The organism is Occallatibacter riparius, from assembly GCF_025264625.1.
Lineage (GTDB): Bacteria > Acidobacteriota > Terriglobia > Terriglobales > Acidobacteriaceae > Telmatobacter > Telmatobacter riparius.
Genome location: NZ_CP093313.1, coordinates 5336139 through 5359148 on the forward strand (window position 1 = coordinate 5336139; position 23010 = coordinate 5359148).

Here is a 23010-nt window from a genome sequence, read left to right on the forward strand (position 1 = left end):
ACGTCGCCCTGCGGTTTACTTCCGAGTAGACGGTCACTCGCCCAAGATCGGCAATGCGAGGTTTCTAGCCATCAACAGCTAATGGCTTCTGTGGGGATTTCATCCACGCCATGAAGCGGAACAGAAGCCAAAACCCGACTGCTAGGGGCGCAGCACCGGCAATCAGAAATGCCACCATTGAGATTCGCTGACCGGAACTTCTGGGGCCGTGGAAAGACTCCGTCGGAGTGAGATTAACTGCTCTTTTCACCGCACTCGCTAGTTGATCTTCGTTTGCGAAGTCGGTCGTCTGACCGCCGCGCGTATCAAATAGGAAGTAGTTTCTCTCAGCCTCCTCAATCTTTCTAGGAAAATACGTGTAGTCATAGTGGCCCAAGACGTACGGGCCTTCCACTTGGACGCTTCCTACCCACGCGACACCGTGGATCGAATCTCCATCCTTTGCGATCCTTCCTGCCTCAGGCATTTTGTCTAATGCGGTGAGCCTGTACCCATTCGGCAGCGCCTCGTTGATGTCACCGAACAGCAAATCTGGCGTCCCGATTAGCCTGGAAAGCATGGCGGAAACGATAAGACAACCCAACCAATACGCCATCGTTGCAGGCGGGAACAGTGCAGCTATCAGGCAGGCACTCCGGCTTTGCCTCCTCTTGAGGCGCAAGAGCAGGATAACGACGACGACGCAAAACGCTCCGGCGATACAGGCCACTGACATCAGGGTGGCCATCATTAGCAATCGTCCGATTATCTCCACGCTATCCGCTCCCTGTGGCTGTTAATTGTAATTTCAGGAAACCATAGCTCCCGGGTCGTCGCCTATTCGTCACTATCGCGTTGGTTCGCCTCCGCAATATGACCAGCAACTCCTCAGGGCTATTAGCACAGTGGACCTTTAGTCTTTAGTCGCTTGTATTCAGAAGATGAGAGTCTCAGTGCATGACGGAATGTCCTCTGAAGTGCGCGAAGCTCGCGGTTGCTAATTTCGTCGCACGAACTGGTCGCGCTCCATACATCTCCCGTGTAGGCGTCAACAGCGAAATTTGCGACGACGACGCTATCCTTTGGTCCTGAGTCCCAGACGATTGTGAAGAACATGAATCGTGGAGCTTCAGGGTCGTCGAATGAGTCTGCTCCCACGCCGGGGAGCTTCCGCTGTTCAGGTGTCAGCGCGGCAAGTGCAAGGCGCTCGGTCTGACCACGATTCAATCTACGGCGCGCGGGTTCAGATGCGAATGCGAACCCAATCACTGAAAAGAGAGTAGCGAGAACAAAGAGCCTCTTCATGACGCTCAATCCCCGACCGGGTAGGGTAAATGATTCCTCGCGAGCGAATGGTCGCCCATCCGGAAGCAGTAGGATCGCCTGCAACTCCCACCCGCCAGACACCTCCCAAAACTCTGTCAAGCCCCCCACCTGTGGAAAACAAGCCTAAACCGCTCATTCCAATCACTACAAAATGTGGAAAACTAATTGCCGATTACTGATCGAATCTGCCATACTTGATATAGAGAAGAAAAACGAATGCCCGCCGAAACCCGGCGGGCATTTTCTTTTGCCTTGGAAAGGAAAACACCCACATGACCACCACCGACGCAGCCTCACACACCACAGTCCTCGATTCCATCGTCAAACTCTGCAACGCTGCTTACGAAGACACCCTGGCCGCCGAAAAGGCCCGCGGCCTCGAAAGCTGGAAAGCCCGCGACAAAGCCAAAGAAGCCTTCATGCGCGCTCTGCCGAACCTCACCGCCGATACCTCAATCCGCGCATACATCGCTTGCATCGCCCGCGCTATGTCGCTCGAAATCGTCACCAAACCCGAGGGTGCCAAACTCCTTTACGCGGCCCAGATCGCCATGAACGCCCTGCCGAAACCCGCCCGCGAAGCCGGACGTTCAGGCCCTGGCAGCCAAGGAAGACAAACGGGAGTTACCGTAAGGTAATGGGGGTTACTAGAAAATTAGCTACCCCTCCCCGTCTTTTTACTTCTCCAGATCTTCGCCAAAAATCGCGAAATTGACACAATATAAATAACATATCAATATTCCGAATTCCATAGCCTCCAAACAAGTCGTCGCACCAACTAATCCGTAAATATACTCATCAGTAAACACCCCGAAGAGCAGAAGATCTCCTTCCCCGCTGCTCTTGCAGGCCGGTTCTACATCCCTTGCCGCTGCCTGTCCTTAGAGGTCCTCCCTGCGAACGGTATCATCAAAGCTGAATCCTTCAGATTCACGTATGAGAGGACCGTTGATGTCAGTTTCTGCGAATCGTATTTGGCGACAGATGCCTGAAGAGCTTCGAATCGCTGCCTCCAAAGTCTTTTGGGCCGAGTCAAAGAGCGCCGAGAAGCAGTTTCTCTCTGCATCTCTAGCGAAGGCGAAAAAGCTGCGTGAAGTCACTGTTCGCAAAAGTCCGATTGAGAGGCTGGCGAACTGGACGGCCACAACCCCGACGCTTCCCGACCTCATTCTGGATGATCTTCTGAAGATCTATCTCCTCCGCGAGCATCGTGCCGTAATCATCAGCTTTCTTGAACTGCTCAATATCCCCCATGCCGACGGCATGATCGAAGAGTCGTTTGACCTCGCCACGCTCCCAACTGAACAAGTTCAGAAGGCTGCTCAAAGCTTGCTCGAATCGGCTGATCGTACAGGCGCAGTGCTCTACCTGAAATACCTGGTGAGTCAGGGCGGACCCTGGGCAGCGATTGAAGAAGTCCTGCCCGCCGAAGAATAGAGACCGCGGGCCAATCCTCCGCTCCATTCTCAGAGGGGCTCAAGTTGAGAACCGAAACACCAGTATCGTTAAGGCACATTAAGGCAGACCATGCAAACGCACTTAGCAGAGACGCAGATGCAAACTCAGGATTTTGTCGACCTTGAAAGCCAATACGGAGCGCACAATTATCGTCCTCTCGACGTAGTGATTGAACGTGCTGAGGGCGTTTGGGTCTACGACGTCGACGGCAAACGTTATCTGGATTGCCTGGCCGCTTACTCCGCAGTGAATCAAGGTCACTGTCACCCAAAGATTCTTCGCACTCTCGAAGAACAGGCCAGGAAAGTTACCCTGACCTCGCGCGCATTTCGAAACGACCAGCTACCCCTGCTTTGTAAAGATCTTCACGATCTGACGGGATTCGACATGGTGCTGCCGATGAATTCCGGCACCGAGGCTGTCGAAAGCGCCATCAAGGTCGCGCGCAAATGGGGCTACAAGGTGAAGGGCATCCCACAGGACCAGGCCGAGGTCATTGTCTGCGCCAACAACTTCCATGGGCGCACCGTCACTATCGTCGGCTTCTCAACCGATGAACATTATCGCGATGGCTTCGGTCCCTTCGCGCCGGGATTCAAGGTGATCCCCTACGGCGACGCTGAGGCTCTGCGCAGCGCCATTACCCCGAATACCTGCGCGTTCCTCGTGGAGCCGATCCAGGGCGAGGCTGGAATCCTGATACCCCCGGCCGGGTTCCTTCGCGAAGCTGCTGAGATCTGCCGCCAGAACCGCGTGCTTCTCATGACGGATGAAATTCAGTCCGGTCTGGGGCGCACCGGCAAGCTCTTCGCTTACATGCACGAAGAAATTACCCCGGACGTATTGATCGTGGGAAAAGCCCTGGCAGGCGGATTCTATCCAGTCTCGGCCGTCCTCGCTTCGCGCGAGATTCTGGGGGTCATCACCCCCGGCGACCACGGCAGCACATTTGGAGGGAACCCGCTCGGATGCGCCATTGCCAGAACCGCTCTGCGTGTCCTGATCGAAGAGAAGATGGTCGAGCAGTCCGCGGACTTGGGAGCTTACTTCCTCTCGCGGCTTCAATCGCTCCGCAGTCCTGCCATCAAGGAGATTCGTGGAAAGGGTCTCTGGATTGGTATCGAGCTCCACGGGAAGGCCCGCCCCTATTGCGAAGCCCTGATGCACGAAGGGATCTTGTGCAAAGAGACTCACGATCACGTCATCCGCATAGGCCCCCCCTTGGTCGTCAAACGGGAAGAACTCGATTGGGCATTTGAGAGGATCGCAAAGGTGACCGCGACAAGCCAGTAGCGGCACGGGCCCTTTTTCACAGTCTCTTTTCGTCAGCAGTTGGCCAATATCCCCGCGATTCGGGCGAATCTACTCAAGTCTTGAGAACAGGCCAACTCCCAATCTGAGAAAAGCAGGGGTGCGGTATTCACCCACCCCCTTCTCTTCAACAGTGAGATAAATCACTTGACGTGGCGACCAAAACGGGAATATAAGGCGAATATATGGCGAAGACAGAGTCCCTCTTCCCCACCGCCGAATTCCCTGCGGAACCCGTCCGCCGCCTCAACCTCCTCGCCCGCGCGGCAGCCTCCGCGCCCCTCGATTCGGCCGGTCACCTGACCGAATACCGCCCCGTTCAATCCCGTTCCATCATCTCTAAAGTGCAGAGCAACCGAGGCTTACCCTTTACACACGCGATCAATCCCTATCGCGGATGCGAGTTCGCCTGCCGCTACTGCTACGCCCGCTACGCCCACGAATTCATGGAGCTCACCCCCGAAGACTTCGAGCGCAAGATCTTCTTCAAAGAGAACGCCGGCTGGCTGGTCCAGCAGGAGTTGGCGCATCTCAAGTCCAACACTCCAATAGCCTTGGGCACAGCCACGGATCCATGGCAGCCCATCGAACGCCGCCAGCGCATCACCCGCTCCATCCTCGAAGCGTTCGCCAAAACCAGCGGTTTCGGCCTCGGAATCGTCACCAAATCCACCCTGATCCTGCGCGATATCGAGCTGCTCCGGACCATCTCCCGGCACCACGACCTCACCGTCCACATCACCGTAACCACGATGGATACAGCGCTCGCGAGGGCACTCGAGCCGCGGGCGCCGCGACCCGATCTCCGCATCTGGACCCTTCGCCGCATGCGCGAAGCGGGCATTCGTGCAGGCGTGTTGTGTTGCCCGGTCATGCCGGGGATTACAGATTCGCGCCGATCGCTGGAGGCAGTGGCGAAGGCGGCCTCTGAGGCCGGAGCCAGCTTCTTTGCCGCGAATCCGCTCTTTCTCCAGGCCTGCTCGCTGCCCACGTTTTTCAAATTCGTGGAGGAGCATTTCCCGGGACAGCTCGATGCCTATCGCCAACGCTATGGCGCCAACGCCTTCGTTTCCGCGGAGTACAGCAAGCGTATTGCGGACCTGGTGAACGCGATCTGCCGCCAGTACAAGCTCGGTCGACGCCAGGAACCAAAACCGCCGGCCAGCGAAATGCAGCCTCCAGAGTTGGTCCAGATCCAGACTTCGCTGCCCTTCACCGCGTGAGCAGGCTGACGTCGCCACCCTGAGCTACTTAGCTTTTTCAGCCTGGATAGGTTTCATATTGGCAGGCGCTCCCACGGGAAGAATCTCAGCATGAGTCTCGTCCTTCAACGTCACGGTGAAAGCGAATCCATCGTTCAGCTTGATCTGCAATGCAGAACCTTCCAGCGTTGCCCTGGCGACCGGCACAGGGGTGCTGTCTTCGGCCGGATCGGCCTGGCGCAATCCACCGTCGTCGTTCAACGCGATGCGCGATGGGGTCACGGTTCCTCGAAAACCCGCTCCGGTCCGCGCAAGAATCATGGTGGAGAAGCTGGTTCCATCAAACATCCAGTGCCAAGTGCCCGTGAACCTGTCTGCCGTGCTCGAAGGCTCGGAGGTTGTTTGCATTTTCTGTGCGTGCGCAAGCACCGCTCCCGCGCCGAAGGTGATGCATGTTGCCAGCACAAACGTCCGTGCCGCTGCTCTCGTGAATCTCTTCTGGATGAGCGTCATGATTCAAACCCTCCTTTGTTTTGCATTCGCTTCGGGCAAAGAGCCGTTCAGATGCTTCTATTCCTGGCGAAGCACGGACAACAAATCGGTTCGCGCAGCACTGACGGCAGGTACGACGCTGGCGACGAGCGCAATGAGTGTCATGAACACCCACGCCAGCGAAAACGACAGCGTGTCATGCGGTGTAATGCCCACGAGTGTGCTTGCAAGCAACCTGCTTAAGAACCATCCGGCACCTATACCGATGGCTCCTCCGAAGGAAATCAGCCGGGCCGCCTGTAGAACGATCAACCGCAGCAAACTATTTCGTGTGGCACCAAGAGCCAGTCGAATTCCCATTTCCTGCGTGCGCTGACTCACTGTGTACGTGAAGACTCCAAACACGCCGACCGCAGCGAGGATGACTGCGAGCACGGCAAAGCTGGCGATGAGAGACATCATCAGCTTTCGCGGCGCTACAAGATTGGAGAGGCGTTCCTCCATCGTTTGCACGTCAAAGAGGGGTTGCTGGTGATCGACAGCTGTGACCGCTGCGTGCATCGCATTGGAGAGCGAGGCCTGGCCGGCGCTGGTGCGCAGGACCAAGTCGACCTCCTCGGGAGGCCTCTGGCCCATTGGGACATAGAATTCCGGCTGCACCTTTTCTAGAAGCCCGTTGTGCCGGACGTTCTCGGCTATGCCCACAACTGTTGCCGGCAGAAATTGAAACTGGCCATTGGACGATTGGCCGATGTTGAAATGCTTGCCTAAGGCGTCTGCTGAGAAGAATTCCTTTTCAAATGCGATGTTCACAATCGCGACGGGCGGCGAACTCGCGGTGTCCTGATTGCCGAAGGCTCTTCCTTTCAACAAAGGCGTCCCGATGGCACGAAAATAGTCCGGAGTCACCGCGATGATGGTGACGACCTTGCGCTGTGCGACGGGAGGATTGGGATTATCGTCAAACGAAACCGGACCGCCGTCGACATGGGCCAACGGAAGCGAACTGGCTAATGCCGCCGCATTCACCTGCGGAAGAGCCTGGAGGCGAGGCATCAGCTCTTTTACGAACCTGCGGCGAGCATCGGCCGATTGATATCGACTGCCAGTGAGAAGAGTCTTCCCCGTAACGACATTGTTCGGGTCGAAACCAGAGCCGTATTGGAGCACGTTTACGAAACTGTGGACCAGCAGTCCCGCCGCGGCCAGAAGCATCACCGCAAGTGAGATCTGCAAGACGAGCAGAGACTGACGGAAGAATCGCTGCTCTCGGCTCGATGTGACGCGCAGGGCGGCAGTCTGCAACACGTTCCGCAGATCCGTCCGCGCACCGTTCACGGCGGGCACCACGCCGGACAGCAGAGTGGCAAGCAGAGCCAGGCCTGCAGTGAAGGCCAGCACCCACCCGTTTATGTGAATGACCGTGCTTAACTTTCCGAACGGCAACTGGAGCGATTCTCCTCCATAGGAGATCGTCGCGTCTGCGGTGGTCTGTCCCACACGATGAATGAGAACCGTAATCAACAAAGCGATGCCGAGTCCAAGCACAGCAGCAAATAGCGACAAGACGAAGCTCTCGACCAGGGATTTGCGGAGAAGCCGAAAGCGTGAAGCGCCCAGCGCCCCGCGTACGGCAGTCTCGTGGCGTGATGAGACAGCGCGCGCCAGTTGCAGGTTGGCCACATTTGAACACGCGATCAGCAAGACGCCAGCCACGGCCGCAAGCAGTATCCAGAGAGGCCGCCGGTCGTCGCCTGTGAGATGCCTCTGCAACGATCCGACTGCCGCCTGTCGTCCACTCGACAGGAAATCGAAACCCGGAGGATAACCGCGGCCGCGATCTTCAAAGAACGTCTGCATCTCTGCCTGCGCATGCTCTGCGGTAACACCGGGCCGGAGTCTTGCGATGGTGAAGATGCCCATCACCGGCTTTTCAGGGGAGACGCTCGTGTCTGGGCTGAGGTCCGCTGGGGCGTAGACGTCTGGCTCCAGGCCATAGTTCGGGAAAGTGAAATTCGCCGGCAGCACCCCGATGACTGTCTCGGCTTTTCCGTCGATGCTGACTGACTTGCCGACGATGTGGGGATCAGCCTGGAACTGACTTAACCAAATGCGATTGCTTAAGAGGACTAATGGAGGGCCGCCGGGCCGATCCTCGTTCTCGGCGAAGTTGCGACCCAGTTGGGGAGTCACTCCCAGCATGGGCAGGAAATTTGCGGTGACTCCGGCCCAGACAATTCGAACCGGGTCGCCGGAGCCAGTCAGATTGCGATTTGCCCACCAGTATCCTGCGAGTTGAGAGAAGGACTTCACCGCGTGCTGCGCGGAAACGAAGTCCGGCGAAATGAGTACGTCTAATTTGAACTTGGGAGTTTGCGCCGTGACCGAAACGAGTTGATCTGAGCTGGAATATGGAAGAGGACGCAGCAGCAGTGAATACACAGCGGAGAAGATGGACGTTGTGGCTCCAATGCCGAGCCCGAGGGTGATGATCGCGGTCAGCGTGAACGAGGGATTGCGTCGAAGGACGCGAAGGCCGTAGTGCACATCCTGCCAGAGGGACTCTATTGTTGTGCCGGAGCGAGTTTCCCTGACCGCCTGCTTGACCTGCTCCATTCCTCCCATTTCAGCCAGGGCGGCGCGGCGGGCTTCTGAGGGAGACATGCCGGACCGGATCTTCTCGTCGGCGACAGCTTCAGCGTAATCACGAATCTCGGCGTCAAGGTCGGTCTCGAGGGATTGCTTGCGCAGAAGGTTCGAAACAACAGTTTTGATCCGCAGCCAGATTCCCATGCACGGCCTCCTAAGTTGCCTTGAGTGCATTTGCGATGGCGCTAGCGATCACTTCCCATTCTTTAGTCTCGACGCCTAGCTGGCGCTCGCCCGCCTTGGTCCGGCGGTAGAACTTGGCGCGGCGATTGTTCTCGGATTCGCCCCAGAAGGACGTCAGCCAGCCCGCCTCTTCCATGCGGTGGAGAGCGGGAAAGAGCGAGCCGGGCTTGACCTGAAATGTGCCTTGCGTGATCTGCTCGATGCGACGCGAAATCCCGAGGCCGTGAAACTCGCCGTCGCCAACTGCTTTGAGGATGAGCAGGTCGAGTGTTCCCTGAAGAAGATTCGTCTGATTCTGTTCCATCGAGGCTTCCTATCGATCGTCTATAGAAGCATGGACCTACTCCTACAGAATGTCAATAGGAGGGCAATGCGAAAGGCCAGATCGGCAGGATGGTTCGAGGAGGGCGTAATTGGAAGGATGTTTCCTAACTTATAACATTTCGGTATCGTGCGCCTTTTGATCGCCCAACATAAATCCAAATTTCGTAACCAACAATAATTCGTCTATTTCGACCACTTTGTCGGGTATTGCGCTCTAGAAAGCGAATGTGTAGAGAAGCCAAAAGAGGGGAGGGGTGCCAATTTCTAATAACCCTTCCATTGTTCCTACGGAGAACGCGCCCTGAACAGACCTCTACCCGAGGAATAGGTTAGCGGATTCACGGAGCTGGATCTGTGATAGCTGTCACTTCTCTGCTCTGATCCGCACCAAAGTATCCGAGAGAAACCAAGACTTTTCCGCGGGAATCCAACTTGTATGGACTGTGACGAACGCCGGGAACCGGAACGGATGATATTTGCCTCCGTAAACATCCTGTCTCAGTTCTCTATACAGGGCTCAAATGAAGCCCGACGGCGGAGTGCGATCGGCACCTCCACTGATTTCAAATCCTTTCAACTGGACTATTCTGCAGAGTTCTCGCGTCTGAAGACGTGGCGCGAGTGCCTCGAACTCGATCACTCCGTCCACAATTGCGGTGATTCCTCAGACTGCTCCACCCTTCCATCAGGCGATTACGAAAAAGAGGGACCGTGAAACACGACCCGCAGCACCCGAACGCAGATTCCGGCGTGAACGATAAGTCGGTCATGCAAAATATTGCTGAGTCCAATGAGATTGGTGTGGACCTTCTGATCACCGACTGCGGTATGGCACTGACCCTCCTTGACCTGGCGGAAACGACCGACGTATTGGAAAGCCGATCTCGCCGAATCGGAGAAGCACATCACGCGTACAACACGATAGTCCATTTTTTGGAGCGACTCTCACCGACAGTTGAGCAGGGCGAGGAACTCCATAAGGGGTTGGAAAAGCTCAAAGCTCGTTTGCAGACCGCGGGTGTGAGCATTTGACTTTCTTCCATCGACGTCGAGGGAGGCTGGACACATAAGGGGCCAACCCTCGACGATCACGCGCTGCCTCGAGTCAATGGCTAGAAGATCCGAAGTTCCCCGAGAACGTGATATCGCCTAGCATTCCCTCGCTGCTCGGTAGTGTTGCACCATGCCGATCTTCCTCGAGATCAACGTAGTCAGACGCACGTGCCTGCCATTGTTTCAGCTCCTTGCTCGACGTTGAGTTCCACCTTGATTTCAGGCGGGCTGAGGAGAGTGTTCTTAACGAGGCAATGCTCGACCGAACGCATCAAGGCTTCGCTTTGCTCAGTCGTGAGGGGGACCGGGCTGTTGACGCGGATTCGGAAGTTGCCAAGTCGCGCCGGTCCTTTCAGCTTTTCAGATGTGACGGAGACAGAAACGCCCGAGGTGGCGAGCCCTCGCGTGCGCAAATATTCAGCCGCGTAATAGGCTGCGCACGTGCCGAGCGAGGCCAGGAGCAATTCCGGCGGAGTCATGCCGGCGTCAGTGCCGCCGTTTTCCTGGGGTTGATCGCAAATGATGGTTTGCGTCCGTGCGTTGACTGAGAACTTGACGCCTTCGACTTGGTGGACTTGAACTTCCATATGATTTCTCCGAAAGAATGATGGGACTCATGTTCCCTGCGGCTTGCTACCTGATGAAAGGCTCCGCTCGACACGAACGTTACATACTATGGGATGGTTTTTGGCGGAAACGGATTCCTCGGATGGCGAGTTCTCTGGAGCCGGGCGCTATATTCCTGCTTTCCTTGCTCTTACAGCAGGGCGTGACGACGCCACCACAGCGGGGATGGAAAGGAGCCGCAAATACTCCTTTGTCATCAGCGAGCGCATGCGCGCAGCAACGTCCGCATCGCAGGCGACTTCCATGGAGCGGCAGCGGTCGATGGCGGCACGCAGATCATTGATAAATGCGATGCAGGCTGGGCACCCCTCGATATGGGCTCTCATCTGCTCGCAGGTTCGCGGTTCAACCCGTGCATCCAGGTATTCCGATAAGTTCGCGAAGAGCTCCCGGCATTCAGCGGGGCGATCAGTGACTGCCGGTTTGACTACTATGTTCTTTTCCGGCATTCCCGCGAGGAGATCCGCCATGTGCTTGCGTACCGCCAGACGGGCCCGATGAAGGCGAACGCGCACGGTGCCAACCTGAACGTCGAGTATCTGGGCGATCTGTTCAGACTCCAGTTCTTCCATGTCGTGAAGGACCAGAACCATGCGCAGCGGGACGGGGAGACGCAAAACGGCCTGATGCAGTAGCTGGCGTTGTTCGGCACGGATGGCGTCGTGTTCAGGGCCACTTTCTGCGGCAAGCAGCAGGCGCCTAAGTTCGTCATCGTCGGGAATGAGCTCGTCGAGTGAGAGCTTGGTTTCGTTGCGCTGGAGGGGGCCTCGTCTCATGCGATGGCAGCGGTTCTTTGTAACGGTGTAGAGCCAGGCAGCGAGGGCGTGGGCATCCTCCAACTTGCTGAGGTGTTTGAGTGAGCGAAAGAGGACTTCCTGCGCGGTGTCTTCGGCATCCTGGCGATGCCCGCACATCTTCATGCTGAAGGAGAAGACGGTGTTTTGCAGGAGGCCGATCGCTTCCTCGATCGCTTCAGGAGTGTTTCTGCGCAACAGTTCCGATGCCTGGATCAACTCGGTTCGCATGCCCGTGAGGTTCTCTACATACCAGTATAGAGAGGTAGAGATGCCGCAAGAGTGCTTTAGATCACGACGGTTGACCGCATTCGCGTCCTTCTCCGAGAGCGGCCTCAATCATTCGAAGGCCTAGTGGACAAATGGTGCGCAACCAGTCTGCGAACTCCTGCCGTGCCGACAGCGACTCACACTGAACCATGGCTCGTAGCAAGGCGAGGGCGAGGGCCATTTCGGCTCCGGGCCGATTTGCCTCAAGCCGCAACATCTCGCGGTAGACCTCATCTTTGAGGTGATTTGCTTTGCGCACTTGCAGCGCTCGGCCTGCCGCGGGTGCGTGTTCCACGGCAGGAGGAGAAGAGGTGCGAGCCTTGCTTGTGCGGGCCATTCATCGTCTCACTTGTGGAGCTGCTCTACCGGGGAAACGGCGCAGACGGCGTCTTTCAGGCCGACGGCGCGCAGAATCGCCATTGCCGGGCACCAGTTGGTGAACGCCGATTGCAGAAGGTTGAGGCCGATGAACACGGTCAGCCACATCCAGTAATGAGAGACGTAGTAAGTGAGAGCAACGGACAGGAGCACCATCACTCCGGCCATCAGGCGCAGTGCACGTTCAACGGTCATTGAGCCACTCCTTCATATGCTTTGGTTTCGGAGGCCACCGCGGTTTCGGCTTTGCGATGGACCATGTAGTAAAGGATGGGAATGGTCGGCCACGAGAGGAAGGTGGACGCGATTGCTCCCGCCATCAGCGATACGGCAAGGCCCTGGAAGATGGGGTCGGTAAGGATGACGCTGGCGCCGACTACCACTGCGGCGGCGGTCAGCAACATAGGCCGGAAGCGGATGGCGCCCGCATCAATCACGGCGTCGGCGAGGGGCGCTCCCTGTGCGCGGCGCAGTTCGATGAAGTCGACGAGGATGATGGAATTGCGCACAATGATTCCGGCGCCGGCGATGAACCCGATCATCGATGTGGCGGTGAAGAAGGCTCCCATGATCGCGTGTGCCGGCAGAATGCCGATCAGCGTCAACGGAATGGGCGCCATGATGATCAGCGGCACGACGAAGGAGCGGAACCATCCCACAACGAGCACGTAGATGAGAAGCAGGACGGTCGCGAACGCCAAGCCGAGATCGCGGAACACTTCGATGGTGATATGCCATTCGCCATCCCACTTCATGGAGTAGTGATCGGTTGATTCCGGCATATTCGCGTTGTAGCGCGCGAGTGTGTAGCCAGCGGGAAGCTTGAGCTGGTCGAGGTCTTTGTTCATCTTCAGGATGGCGTAGACCGGGCTCTCTTCCGCGCCGGCTACGTCGCCCGTGACATAGACAACGCGCCGCAGGTTCTTGTGATAGATGCTGCGCTGGATCGTGTCGTGCTCCACAGTAACAAGCTCGCGGAGCGACACCATCGTTCCATCCGCTGCAGGCAGATGCATATCTTGCAGCGCCTGCTCGGAAGAACGGTCTGCGCGGGTGAGTTGCACAGTAGCGGGGATTGGCTCGCGCGCATTGGGATCGTGGACCAGTCCCACTTCCATTCCCGAGGTTGCGAGCGCGAGCGCCTTGGCCACATCTGCCACGGCGATACCGTGTTGCGCAGCCTTTACGCTGTCCACCTGAACAGCGAGCCGTGGCTGCGGGTCCTCAACATACCAGTCAGTGTCTACAACTCCTGGCGTGTGCTGAAAGATGGACTTGATCTGCTGCGCGACGCGCGTCTGCCCATCGAGATCCGGACCGTACACTTCCGCGACCAGGGTTTGAATGACCGGCGGGCCGGGCGGCACCTCGCTCACCTGGATGCGCGCTCCATACTGATTGCCGATGGCAACCAGCAGCGGGCGAAGCCGGCGGGCAATGGCGTGGCTCTGTTCTTTGCGCTGCCCCGCGGGGACAAAGTTGACCTGGATGTCTGCCTGGTTTGGCATGCGCCGCATGTAGTAGTGGCGCACAAGTCCGTTGAAGTTGAAAGGACCGGACGTGCCTGCGTAGAGCTGATAATTCAGCACGTCTGGCAGTTTCGATAGCTCAGTGCCGAGTGCCTGGGTCACGGCGAGCGTCTGCTCCAGAGGCGTTCCGTCAGGCATGTTGATGACTACCTGAAGTTCGCTCTTGTTGTCAAAGGGCAGCATTTTTACGCGGACAGCTCCCCAAGGGACCAGCGCCGCGGAGAGAAGGAGCAAGCCGATCACCGCCACAAAAAACAGCAGGCGGTTACGCGCGGAGGCAATGAGAGGAGCCATTACCTTGCGGTAGATCCGGGTGCGCCAGTTCTCGTGTTCCGGCTCGAGCAGATGAGCCCCACCAAGGTGCTTTCCTAGCAGGCGCATGGCTGCCCAGGGCGACACCACGAACGCCACGATCAGTGAAAAGATCATTGCGGCGGAGGAGCCGACCGGAATGGGCCGCATATACGGACCCATGAGGCCGCGAACAAACGCCATGGGCAGCACTGCCGCGATGACCGCGAAGGTAGCGAGGATAGTGGGATTTCCCACTTCAGCTACGGCCTCGACGGTGATGTCGCTGGGGGACCGATGCTGATTCTCTTTTAGCCGGAAATGGCGCACGATGTTTTCGACCACGACGATGGCGTCGTCAACCAGAATGCCGATGCTGAAGATGAGAGCGAACAGCGTGACTCGATTAATGGTGTAGCCGAGGAAGTAGAAGATGGACATGGTCAGCGCGAGCGTGACCGGTATAGCCAGGAGTACCACACCGGACTCGCGCCATCCGAGAAACAAGGCGATGAGCAACGTAACGGAGAGGGTGGCCAGAAGAAGATGCTCGAGGAGCTCGTCTGACTTGGCTTTTGCCGTGTCTCCGTAGTTTCGCGTTGTGGTGACGTTCACGTCGTTGGGAATCTGCACGCCCTTCATTTCATCGATGCGCTTGAGCGCCGCATTGGCGATGTCGGTCGCGTTGGTTCCCTTGCGCTTGGCAAGCGTGATTGAGACGGCGGGAAACTGCTGCGGCGCTTTCGCTCCGGCAGTCGCGTTGGTCGTCCCAAAGAGCACGTAATTCGCGGGGTCGGAAGGCCCGTCAATGATCTGATCGGCAACGTCGCGCAGGTAGACCGGGCGGCCGTGATCGACCGCAACTACCACGGACTCGAGATCCTGCCGGCTTGTAAACAAATTGCCGGCATCGATGCGGATTTCGCGGTTGTTCTCAGCGAAGCTGCCTGCCTGCAGGCTGGCATTGGCGGCCTGCAGGCGGCCGACGATGGCCAGAGGAGACTGCCCGTATGCATTGAGCTTCGCGGTATTCAGCATGACGCGCATGGTGCGGGGGAGACCGCCGATGACGTTGCTCTCCGATACGTCTGGAATCTGCTGCAGGTTGTGCTGAATCTCATCCGCAATCGCGCGCAGTTGGCAGCCGTTGTAGTGTTCGCCCCACAGCGTCAGCGAAAGGATGGGAACGTCGTCTATGGATCGCGCCTTGATGATGGGCTGCGTGATGCCGGGCGGTATCTGATCGAAATTCGAGTAGAGCTTGCTGTAGACCTTGATCAGCGCATCTTCCTGCGGGGTGCCAACGAGGAAGCGCACGATGACCAGACTCATGCCGGGGCTGGATGTGGAGTAGACGTACTCGACACCAGGGATCTGGTGCACGAGGCGCTCGATGGGGAGCGTGACCCGCTCTTCCACTTCGGCAGGCGATGCGCCAGGCATAGCGGTGGCGATGTCGAGCATGGGGACCAGGATCTGCGGATCCTCTTCGCGCGGTATGACGATAACGGAGAGGATTCCGAGTGCGAGCGAGGCCACGACAAAGAGCGGCGTCAGCTTGGAATTGAGGAACGCGTGGGCGAGGCGCCCCGCCAGGCCCAGGCCTGCAGTGCCGGAGGTCTTCATGACCGCACCCCTGCGGCCGACTCAATCCGCTTGCCAGCCAAGTCGCGATCGCCGGGCTCGTCGACCAGTTTGTCGCCGGCGGAAATGCCCGACAGGACCTCCACCAGGTCGCCCTGTTGCGCGCCGAGAGTCACATATCGAAGTTGGGCGATGCCGTTGCTGTCGAGGATGTAAGCGCACGAGAGCGAGCCGCGAAGAACGACTGCCGAGCGCGGCACGAAGGTCGCTTGACGGGAGCCCGTTGGAATGGCGGCTGTGGCATACATGCCCGCGCGAAGTTGAGGCGAAGACGGAAGATCGACTTTGACGAGGAAGCTGTGACTGGCCGGATCAGCCGCGGGAACGATTTCGCTTACGGTGCCTGCAGGGTCCAGAGACGGTGCGGAGTCTACGGTGACGTTGAGTTTCATGCCGAGCCGCACGGAGGCGATGGCGGACTCGTCGACCGTCGTCTGCAACTCGAGGGGGCCGGCGCTGTCAATCTGCAGCAGCGGCACGCCCGGGGCGGCCAACGCGCCGGGGTCGGCCATGCGGGCCGTCACTACTCCAGCGAAAGGAGCCGTGATGCGCGTGTAGCCCAGCATGGCTCGGGCTCCGGTCTCCTGGGCTTTTGCTGCCGTGACCTGCGCGCGCGCGACTTCTACTTGCGCGGAAGAGCCTTCGGCGCGCCGGGAGATCTCGTCGAGCTCTTGCGGGCTTACGCTCTTCTGCGCCTGAAGCTGTTTGTAGCGCGCCAGCGTGCTTGCAGCTAATTCCGCGTTGGTTTGCGCAGCGGCCTGCTGATTTTCCGCGGCTTTGATGGACGCTTGCGCCTGGTCCACCGAGGCCTTCAGAGTGGCGTCGTCCAGGACCGCTAGAGTTTGACCGGCGCGTACCACGTCGCCCTGGCGAACGAGAATCTGCTGGATGCGTCCGACAACTTGCGCGGAGATTGTCGCGCTCTGTCGCGCGTGCAGCGTACCGGTGGAGCGGACCGTCAAGGCCGTCTGCTGCTGATGGCTTTCCACCACGCGCGCCTGCACCGTCTGAACCGCGACAGGGCGAGAAGGCTCGCTTGAATTGCAGCCGGCGAGCGTCGCGGCGCCGGCCGCCAATAGAAGGCCTGACCAAAGTAGTTTCATTGCAATTCCTCCGCCGCCTCGGGAGTCAGAGTCCCGGTTGCAAAAAGTGTTCCTGCATACGCCACCGCGTTGCCGTAAACCGCGCGCCAGTAGTTTGCCTGGGCCTGCCGTTCCGCATCTTCGCCGCGGAGTAGATCCGTGATGGTGGCGAGTCCGGCGTTATACCGGTTGGTGAGGATGCGCAGGCTCTCGGTCGCCTGATCGATGGCTGCTTTCGCGGTATCGAGCGATTGCTTCGCTGTCTGGCGCTGAATGTGCGCCTGGCTCACCTGAAGGCGTACCTGCTGCTGATAGGAGTTCAACTGCGCGTCGATGCGGGCCTTGGCCGCGGTCTCCCTCGCAAGTTGGGCGCGTTTGCTGAAGGGCAGGATGTCGATGCTCACCTGAACGCCGGCCACCCAGTTGTTGCCGCCGGAGTCCAGGCCGTGATCGTCTTCCCAATTGCCGTAGGCATTCACGCGCGGGCCGTACGACATCTTCGCCGCGCTGACGGCCAGTCCCTGCGCCGACTGCGCCTTGCCGAGCGCGGCCAGATCGGGCCGGGTTTTCGCGGCGGTTTGCAGTTCCTCCTCGAGAGAGTTTTCTGCGAACGCTTTCGCTTCGATTGCCTGCAATTTGGATTGCGGCAATTCGGGGGCGCCCATCGCAAGCCGCAAGCGCGCCCACGAGAGGTCGAGTTCGCCCTGTGCTGCGATCAGGCCCTGCTTCATTGCGGCCTCGTTCACCTGGGCGGAGATGCGGTCCGACTCCACCGCCAGCCCCGCTTTCACGCGATCGTCCACTGAACTGAGCAGGGATTGCGCGGTTTCCAGTTCGTGCTGCGCCACGGCAACCTGCCGCTCGGCGTACAGCACGTCCTGATAGGACTGGACGACATCGAAGACGATCTTCTGATCGACCGCTTTGGCCGAGGTCTCTGCGCTCGATCGCATCAGGTCGGCACTGTGGATCAATTTTTGGGTGCGAAAGGAGTCGAACGCCTGCCAGCCGCCGGAGATCCGCGTGGCGAAATTGCCGATTGGTTCGGGACGATTGAGGGCGTTCAGGTTGAAGTCGGCCGCGGTGAATCGCTGTTGGCGCAGCTTGGTGCCGAAGACGTAAACGGGATCATTGCCCCGCGACATGTCTTCAGTGAAGTTGACCTGGGGCAGGAACTGGGTGCGGGCGAGCGACGCGCCTGCTTTGGCTTCCTGCGTTCCGGCGCGGGCCAGATCAGCGTCAGGATTCTGCTTCAGAGCCTGCTGGATCGCCTGCCGAAGCGTGAGCGGCTCCTGTGCTGCGGCAGTTTCGATCCCTATGAAGATTGCGAGTATGAGCCAGACGACAATCCTGGGAAACCATCTCATCGTTCGAGCTTTCCTTTTGAGCATTCATCAGAGGAAAGTCAACGAGAGGCGCATTCATTACATCGGGTGCGAAGCGGATTTGGACGCGTGATGGGAGTTTTGTTCGGAGACCTTTAGGCGCAGACGGTCATTGCGAATGGCGCGGGGACTGTTTACTCGGATGTAACGTTTTGGCTTCGTTCGCTTTTTGATCGCCCTGTGGAAATCCAGATTTTGGAATCGCGTATAACTTATTTAATGGCAATCAGTTGATCGACTTTTTCGCCCGAAAAGGCGAATATAGGGAGAAGTAAAAACAGGGGGAGGGGTAGCTAATTTTCTAGTAACCCTTCCGTTTTTCTTACAGAAGCTGCGCGGCCTGGACAGAGCGCTACGCGAATTGTAGGTTAGCGCGTTCACGGGGCCGGGTCTGTGATTGCTGTCACTGGTCAGGGCTCGGACGATCAAGAGGTTCGCCTACTCGAATGTCTCGTTCTGCCGCCTCTCCGATTCCAATTCCTCTCGTCTTAGATCATCTACAAATTTTCTCAGCCTCTCCCGTTCGCCCCGCGCGAACGCCGCAAAAGCAGCGTCGGGGTGATCCTGGAACTCGTCAAGTAGCTGCAAATTGGCCTGCCATGCGGCACCCCTGGAGCCGACCCAACCCATCGGCTCGAGCTGGCGGATGAATCGTTCCAGAACCTCGGTTTTATCCGGGCATCGCTCCAATAGTGCGAGAGCGATGTCGTTCCATTGTGGCTTGTTAGCGGGACGGGAAGTATCGAAGGCTTTGATGATTGAAGCTGCGAGCGGATAACGATAAACAGGATCCTCATCGCACCACGGAAGCAGTACCCGAGGAGGTACTCGATCAAAGGGCGACCCGACGTGGTCGTAGTGCCCGATGAGCGGCCTGACTGCTCGCTTCATGGCCGCGTCTGAAGCAAAAAAAGTATTCAGAACTAGGAGAGGCTGCGCTGCCACCAGCGCTCCGAGCATGTGATCTTCCAAAATAAGGCTGAGCCCGAACCGTGCATGCTTTGCCTTAAGGCGCTCCAGCATCCGTTCGACCACGGGAATACCTTCCCGAGATGACAAACATGCTTCGAACACTTGCTGTAGCTCATATTCATCGTGATGGCCTCTCGTGTTGAAATCGAACGCGTCTGCAATCAGCCGGCCTGTTGCGAGGAGTTCCGGCGATGGAGTTTCCTTTTTGTTTCGGATTTGCGGAAGGCGCAGTGATACGATGTCCACCGCAACCCAGAAACCACCGTCCAGGTTCAGGAGCAAGGGAACCAACTGAAGGATCGCGGCATCTTCCAAATCGCCGTAGTACGCCAGACTGCGAAAGCTATCTACGTGAGCACGCCCATCCAAAAGTGATTGCTTGAGGCGTAGAACTCCCAGCCTGGAGATCACGACCCGCGCTTGCAGTCTGGGAAACCACTCAGAGAGTTCCGGCCTTTGCATTGCATCCTGCAGAAACGTTTCGACGAGATCCCGATCGACCTTCTGCAAGTTGAACAAGTACGATTCGAGGAGTTCGGTAGACCGAATCGTCGGATCAACTCGCATGAACCCCTGGATCAATCTGTCCCACATTCCCCGCCGGTCATCGTCCCCATCTACAAGCCCCTTCGCAAAGGGACCCAACGTAGTCGTCGCGCTGCATGAGAGCAGTTCCGGCATTACTTCATCGAGGGTTGCCGCTTCGGTAGCAACAATCTTTCCAAGCTCAATCAGATTTAGTTCTTGGCGGGCAAACTGGGCCTCGTGATCTCGCCAATCAATATCCTCATAGGCTGCCCGGCCGCGACGAAGCACTTGTGCACGGACATGTTCGAGAAGGGATTCTGGGGCGATTGCATGTTCGATTGCCAAGATCCTCACCTGCTCATCTTCAGGTAGGGGGTCGTGTCGAAAGCGCCGGATCCTTCGAATGGCTATCCAGCCCTCCGGCCAAAAGCGCCTTTCGCGGAACTCGCGGCAAACCGCCTCAATTTCGTCGAACATCTCGATGTCCCACAATCCCTGTAAGTTCTGACTGACGATCGTTCGGATCTTAGAAGAGGTCACAGTATCTCGACCGTCGTGAGTAGCGCAAAGATTGAGCGCCGCCCTGAACCAATTCAGGAGATCTTCTCGTGTCCTCGGAAAATAACCATAATCGCGGGGACGGCCTCCAAAGTCGAACCGATGAAAAGACGTGAAATGGGATGACTTGAGCATCGCATCAAGAGAAGCAAACCCCAGTTCCTGGCGCGTTGGGCTGTTTGACAACAATAGGCCATCGATTACGTGGATTCGTTGCTCTACTGTGGCATGAGTGCCTGAAAGGTACAGGTGAAAAAGTGATGGGAAGCTGTTGCGGACCTGGTTCGCGTACCTGCCGGGTTCCTCGAACTCAATTAGGTCCAAGATCAAGTTCACTGCACGGTCGAAGAACTTGCTCTCGAATGCCAAAGAAACAAGGAGTGTTCGAAATTGTTCCCCTTTCAACTGTGCACCCAGTTCCCGCTGCCGTTGGACCGCTCGCTCGATAGTATCCAGCACCCCAACGGGATCGACTGGAGCAACGTTCGTGAGCATAGCAATCCCGAGTTCGCTAAGTTCCTCAACGCGACCCAGTCTTCCATGATCGAAAAGCCACTCGCGGACGATCCGTTGGGCTGCGATGCTTGTGTGAAGGTATCCCAGACGACGAGAAATGGACCTGAGTAAACGTGGAGGTGCTGTCGCAAACAGGACTCGCAGGTTCTCCGGAGGTATGTTTTCTAGCGCGAGCGCCGCAAGGCGATTCGCTATGGCGTGAGGCAATACGGCCCTCCAAACGCCGCGCTCCTGAATGAGGTCTCGCCTTTTCAACTCTGCAACGTCGGCGAAAAGCGAACCCACGTCTTTACCCACAACCGATGCCAGCTTAGGCAATTCTGAGTCAGTCTTGTCGGAAGTGTCTTCGCCTTGAAATGAAAACGGCAAAGAGCAGGCTTGCGCTGAAACCAAAAGTGAACTGTTCGATTGCTGCCGCTGCCGGAACAGGCGCTCAAACAACTCGGCATTTCTCAGAGAGGCTACGGATTCTCCACGTTCCACCGTGCTTGCCAAGGCTAGAGCGACCCGGGCGTTACCGCCGGCGAAAGTGGCAATCGAGTTGGCGTTCACCTGCGAAATTTCGGGGACTCTGCGCAACAACAGCTTTTCAATCAGTTCACTTGAGGAAGGCTGTAGTTCGAAAACGTCTGTTCCCTCGGGCTGATCGTCCTGCACATCGTATTCAATCGTGAGAAGGTTAACCTTGCTTTGTTCCGACTGGCATATCTCCGAAAGACGCCTGTGAAGATCTGGTGTACAGTTGTCGATCACCAACACCTGTCGCCGGCTCTGCGCAACCAAGTCTGTAGCCAGCGCTACTGGTTGCGGTTCCGGGTTTGCCGAGACGTCGGTGTAAATTGCCGATTCCGGGTTCAAGCTGTTTTCCCCGATCCGATGGTCGAACAGCGCTTGTGCAAGCCGCGTCTTCCCGGTGCCTGAAAGCCCAACGAGCCGAACCACGCCGTGCTCGCACCGAAGAATATTTCGTAAGAGGTTTATACCCTCGATCGCCGAGACGGTTTGCCCAATCAAGTCCGGGCCCTGAATCCGAAGTTCATCGTCGAAAAGATAGGCGGCTTCGACGCCCTCGTTCGAGCCAGCCCAATCCCCGTACGGGCGCCAGCCGGAGAGTACACGGCCGAGCCGCTCTCGCGTCCATGCGACCATACCAGGATGTTCCCGCACCCAAGTCGCAATCCGCGTCCCATCGTAGAAGTCGATTTTTAGGTCGCTTGCGTTCGGGAGGTCCGCGATAGCATCCCGCATCGCGTTCTTTCGGTCGTCCAAAGCTGAGTCGGACACCGATGCTTTAGAGCTAACAATGATGTATGCACCAGAAAGGTCGGCCAACTTGCGGATCGCAGCTCTCAGGGAGCCATCCGGTCGCATTTCGGACAGGATTCTGCTTCGCGGCATGTCCTCCGCTTTAACCTGATAGCCGACGTTAGAGCTAATAAACGCGCTGGTCGGAGGGACGCCAGCCGTCGTGGCCACTCGGACGTCAATGCCACCGTCTGGAGCGTTTTGATTTCCTCCCCAGGTCACAGCAAGCGTAGAAAGACAGTTCTGTCGCAACTCGGCCTCGCACAAGCGGCCGATCAACTCCCGGAGGTCTTCATCTGAGAGATGTGAGATTTCTTCCCCAGTGATGTCGAACATAGGTATCCGCCAACATGATAACTAGCTGGGAGCGGATTTTCTTGCCATGCTCCAAACAGCTAGTCCACTATGTTTTCGCCGCGGATACACCTATCTAACTGCTCTAGCGGGTCATGATGACTTCGGAGAGGGCGTCCTTGGCTAAGAACTGGCGGTGGCCGGACCAGCCTGTGAATAGCTTCTCGATGGAGCGGTTGGTGAAGGCTCGCTGGATGGGATGGGGCTCGCCGGGCTGCACCTCTACTTCGTCTGTCGGGGTGACGTGGAAGCGGTTGTGCTCGGTCATGGGGCCCTGCGTCTTGGTGTGGAAGAAGGCCAGGACGGAGCCGCCGGGGTTCATGGAGTCGTAGAGGCGGTTGACGACGGGGGCGACCAGGGCTTCGGGCAGGTAGTCGAGCGTGGTCCAGAGCAGGACGATGTCGAACTTTTTGCCGGAGAAATTGAAGCTGGAATCGAGGAAGCCGTCGACGTCCCAGATTGTGTTGCCGTCTTCGTCGGCGCCGCGCTGCCAGTCGCCGGAGTAGGCATCGTGGACGAGATCGGCCATGTAGACGGAGTGGCCGATGGAGGTGAGGTAGTTGATGTTCGTGGGGGAGGTGGCGCCGGTGTCGATGACGCGGAGGCCGGGCTCAGAGTGGAGGCGCTTGCGAAGGGTGGACCATCCGCCGGAGTAGCGCGTGAAGCGCGGCCCTGAGGGGGCTGATCCGGAGGTGGGGGCGTTCTGCTTCTTTTCTAACCAACGCATCATCGATCTAAGACCCTTTCCGGCGACGGGGAGGGGGTGCCGCCGGATCGTTCGGAAAAGCTAACAGTCTGAC

General features: G+C 57.8%; 17 protein-coding genes. 5 read left to right on the forward strand and 12 right to left on the reverse strand.

Annotated features, from left to right (window positions below):
• Positions 1 to 64: 64 nt before the first annotated feature.
• A complete protein-coding gene (locus MOP44_RS21810) occupies positions 65 to 730 on the reverse strand; it encodes a hypothetical protein (protein ID WP_260792517.1) in 666 nt (221 codons plus the stop codon).
• An 847-nt stretch (positions 731 to 1577) separates the two neighbouring features.
• On the opposite strand from MOP44_RS21810, the gene MOP44_RS21815 reads away from it, so the two are divergent.
• The 4 genes from MOP44_RS21815 to MOP44_RS21830 all read left to right on the forward strand — a co-directional run bounded on the left by MOP44_RS21815 (position 1578) and on the right by MOP44_RS21830 (position 5297).
• A complete protein-coding gene (locus MOP44_RS21815) occupies positions 1578 to 1943 on the forward strand; it encodes a hypothetical protein (protein WP_260792518.1) in 366 nt (121 codons plus the stop codon).
• A 346-nt stretch (positions 1944 to 2289) separates the two neighbouring features.
• The gene (locus MOP44_RS21820) at positions 2290 to 2742 is read left to right on the forward strand and encodes a hypothetical protein (RefSeq protein ID WP_260792519.1); all 453 of its coding nucleotides are present in this window, start codon (positions 2290 to 2292) and stop codon (positions 2740 to 2742) included.
• A gap of 90 nt (positions 2743 to 2832) precedes the next feature.
• Positions 2833 to 4056: an ornithine--oxo-acid transaminase gene (gene rocD / locus MOP44_RS21825; RefSeq protein WP_313901024.1), complete on the forward strand. Its 1224-nt coding sequence runs from the start codon at positions 2833 to 2835 to the stop codon at positions 4054 to 4056.
• A 203-nt stretch (positions 4057 to 4259) separates the two neighbouring features.
• Positions 4260 to 5297, forward strand: coding sequence for an SPL family radical SAM protein (locus MOP44_RS21830; protein ID WP_260792520.1), 1038 nt, complete (start codon positions 4260 to 4262; stop codon positions 5295 to 5297).
• 24 nt (positions 5298 to 5321) lie between these two features.
• Here the strand turns inward: MOP44_RS21830 and MOP44_RS21835 are convergent, their stop codons facing one another.
• Genes MOP44_RS21835 through MOP44_RS21845 form a run of 3 tightly spaced genes read right to left on the reverse strand, consistent with a single transcriptional unit; the run spans position 5322 to position 8904 of the window.
• Entirely contained in the window at positions 5322 to 5789 is a 468-nt protein-coding gene (locus tag MOP44_RS21835; RefSeq protein WP_260792521.1) for a hypothetical protein, read from the reverse strand.
• 57 nt (positions 5790 to 5846) lie between these two features.
• On the reverse strand, positions 5847 to 8561 hold the full coding sequence (locus MOP44_RS21840) for an ABC transporter permease (RefSeq protein ID WP_260792522.1): 2715 nt from the start codon (positions 8559 to 8561) through the stop codon (positions 5847 to 5849).
• Between the two features lie 10 nt (positions 8562 to 8571).
• Complete coding sequence (locus MOP44_RS21845) at positions 8572 to 8904, reverse strand: PadR family transcriptional regulator (RefSeq protein WP_260792523.1); 333 nt, start codon at positions 8902 to 8904, stop codon at positions 8572 to 8574.
• A 731-nt stretch (positions 8905 to 9635) separates the two neighbouring features.
• Here MOP44_RS21845 and MOP44_RS21850 point away from each other — a divergent pair.
• Positions 9636 to 9956: a hypothetical protein gene (locus MOP44_RS21850; RefSeq protein ID WP_260792524.1), complete on the forward strand. Its 321-nt coding sequence runs from the start codon at positions 9636 to 9638 to the stop codon at positions 9954 to 9956.
• Between the two features lie 179 nt (positions 9957 to 10135).
• Here the strand turns inward: MOP44_RS21850 and MOP44_RS21855 are convergent, their stop codons facing one another.
• The 8 genes from MOP44_RS21855 to MOP44_RS21890 form a co-directional block, all read right to left on the reverse strand.
• The gene (locus MOP44_RS21855; RefSeq protein WP_260792525.1) at positions 10136 to 10564 is read right to left on the reverse strand and encodes an OsmC family protein; all 429 of its coding nucleotides are present in this window, start codon (positions 10562 to 10564) and stop codon (positions 10136 to 10138) included.
• A gap of 147 nt (positions 10565 to 10711) precedes the next feature.
• Positions 10712 to 11629: a sigma-70 family RNA polymerase sigma factor gene (locus MOP44_RS21860; RefSeq protein ID WP_260792526.1), complete on the reverse strand. Its 918-nt coding sequence runs from the start codon at positions 11627 to 11629 to the stop codon at positions 10712 to 10714.
• 384 nt (positions 11630 to 12013) lie between these two features.
• Positions 12014 to 12241 carry a YgaP family membrane protein gene (locus MOP44_RS21865; protein WP_260792527.1) on the reverse strand — a complete coding sequence of 76 codons (228 nt, stop codon included), beginning with the start codon at positions 12239 to 12241 and terminating at the stop codon, positions 12014 to 12016.
• The gene (locus MOP44_RS21870) at positions 12238 to 15492 is read right to left on the reverse strand and encodes an efflux RND transporter permease subunit (RefSeq protein ID WP_260792528.1); all 3255 of its coding nucleotides are present in this window, start codon (positions 15490 to 15492) and stop codon (positions 12238 to 12240) included. Before MOP44_RS21870 ends, MOP44_RS21865 begins: the two co-directional genes overlap by 4 nt.
• Positions 15489 to 16613: an efflux RND transporter periplasmic adaptor subunit gene (locus tag MOP44_RS21875; protein WP_260792529.1), complete on the reverse strand. Its 1125-nt coding sequence runs from the start codon at positions 16611 to 16613 to the stop codon at positions 15489 to 15491. The genes MOP44_RS21870 and MOP44_RS21875 overlap by 4 nt, the downstream gene beginning before the upstream one ends.
• Positions 16610 to 17959, reverse strand: a complete 1350-nt coding sequence (locus MOP44_RS21880; protein ID WP_260792530.1) for a TolC family protein — start codon at positions 17957 to 17959, stop codon at positions 16610 to 16612. Before MOP44_RS21880 ends, MOP44_RS21875 begins: the two co-directional genes overlap by 4 nt.
• Before the next feature lie 456 nt (positions 17960 to 18415).
• Complete coding sequence (locus MOP44_RS21885; RefSeq protein ID WP_260792531.1) at positions 18416 to 22192, reverse strand: hypothetical protein; 3777 nt, start codon at positions 22190 to 22192, stop codon at positions 18416 to 18418.
• Positions 22193 to 22295: 103 nt separating this feature from the next.
• Positions 22296 to 22940, reverse strand: a complete 645-nt coding sequence (locus MOP44_RS21890) for a class I SAM-dependent methyltransferase (protein WP_260792532.1) — start codon at positions 22938 to 22940, stop codon at positions 22296 to 22298.
• Positions 22941 to 23010: the final 70 nt, after the last annotated feature.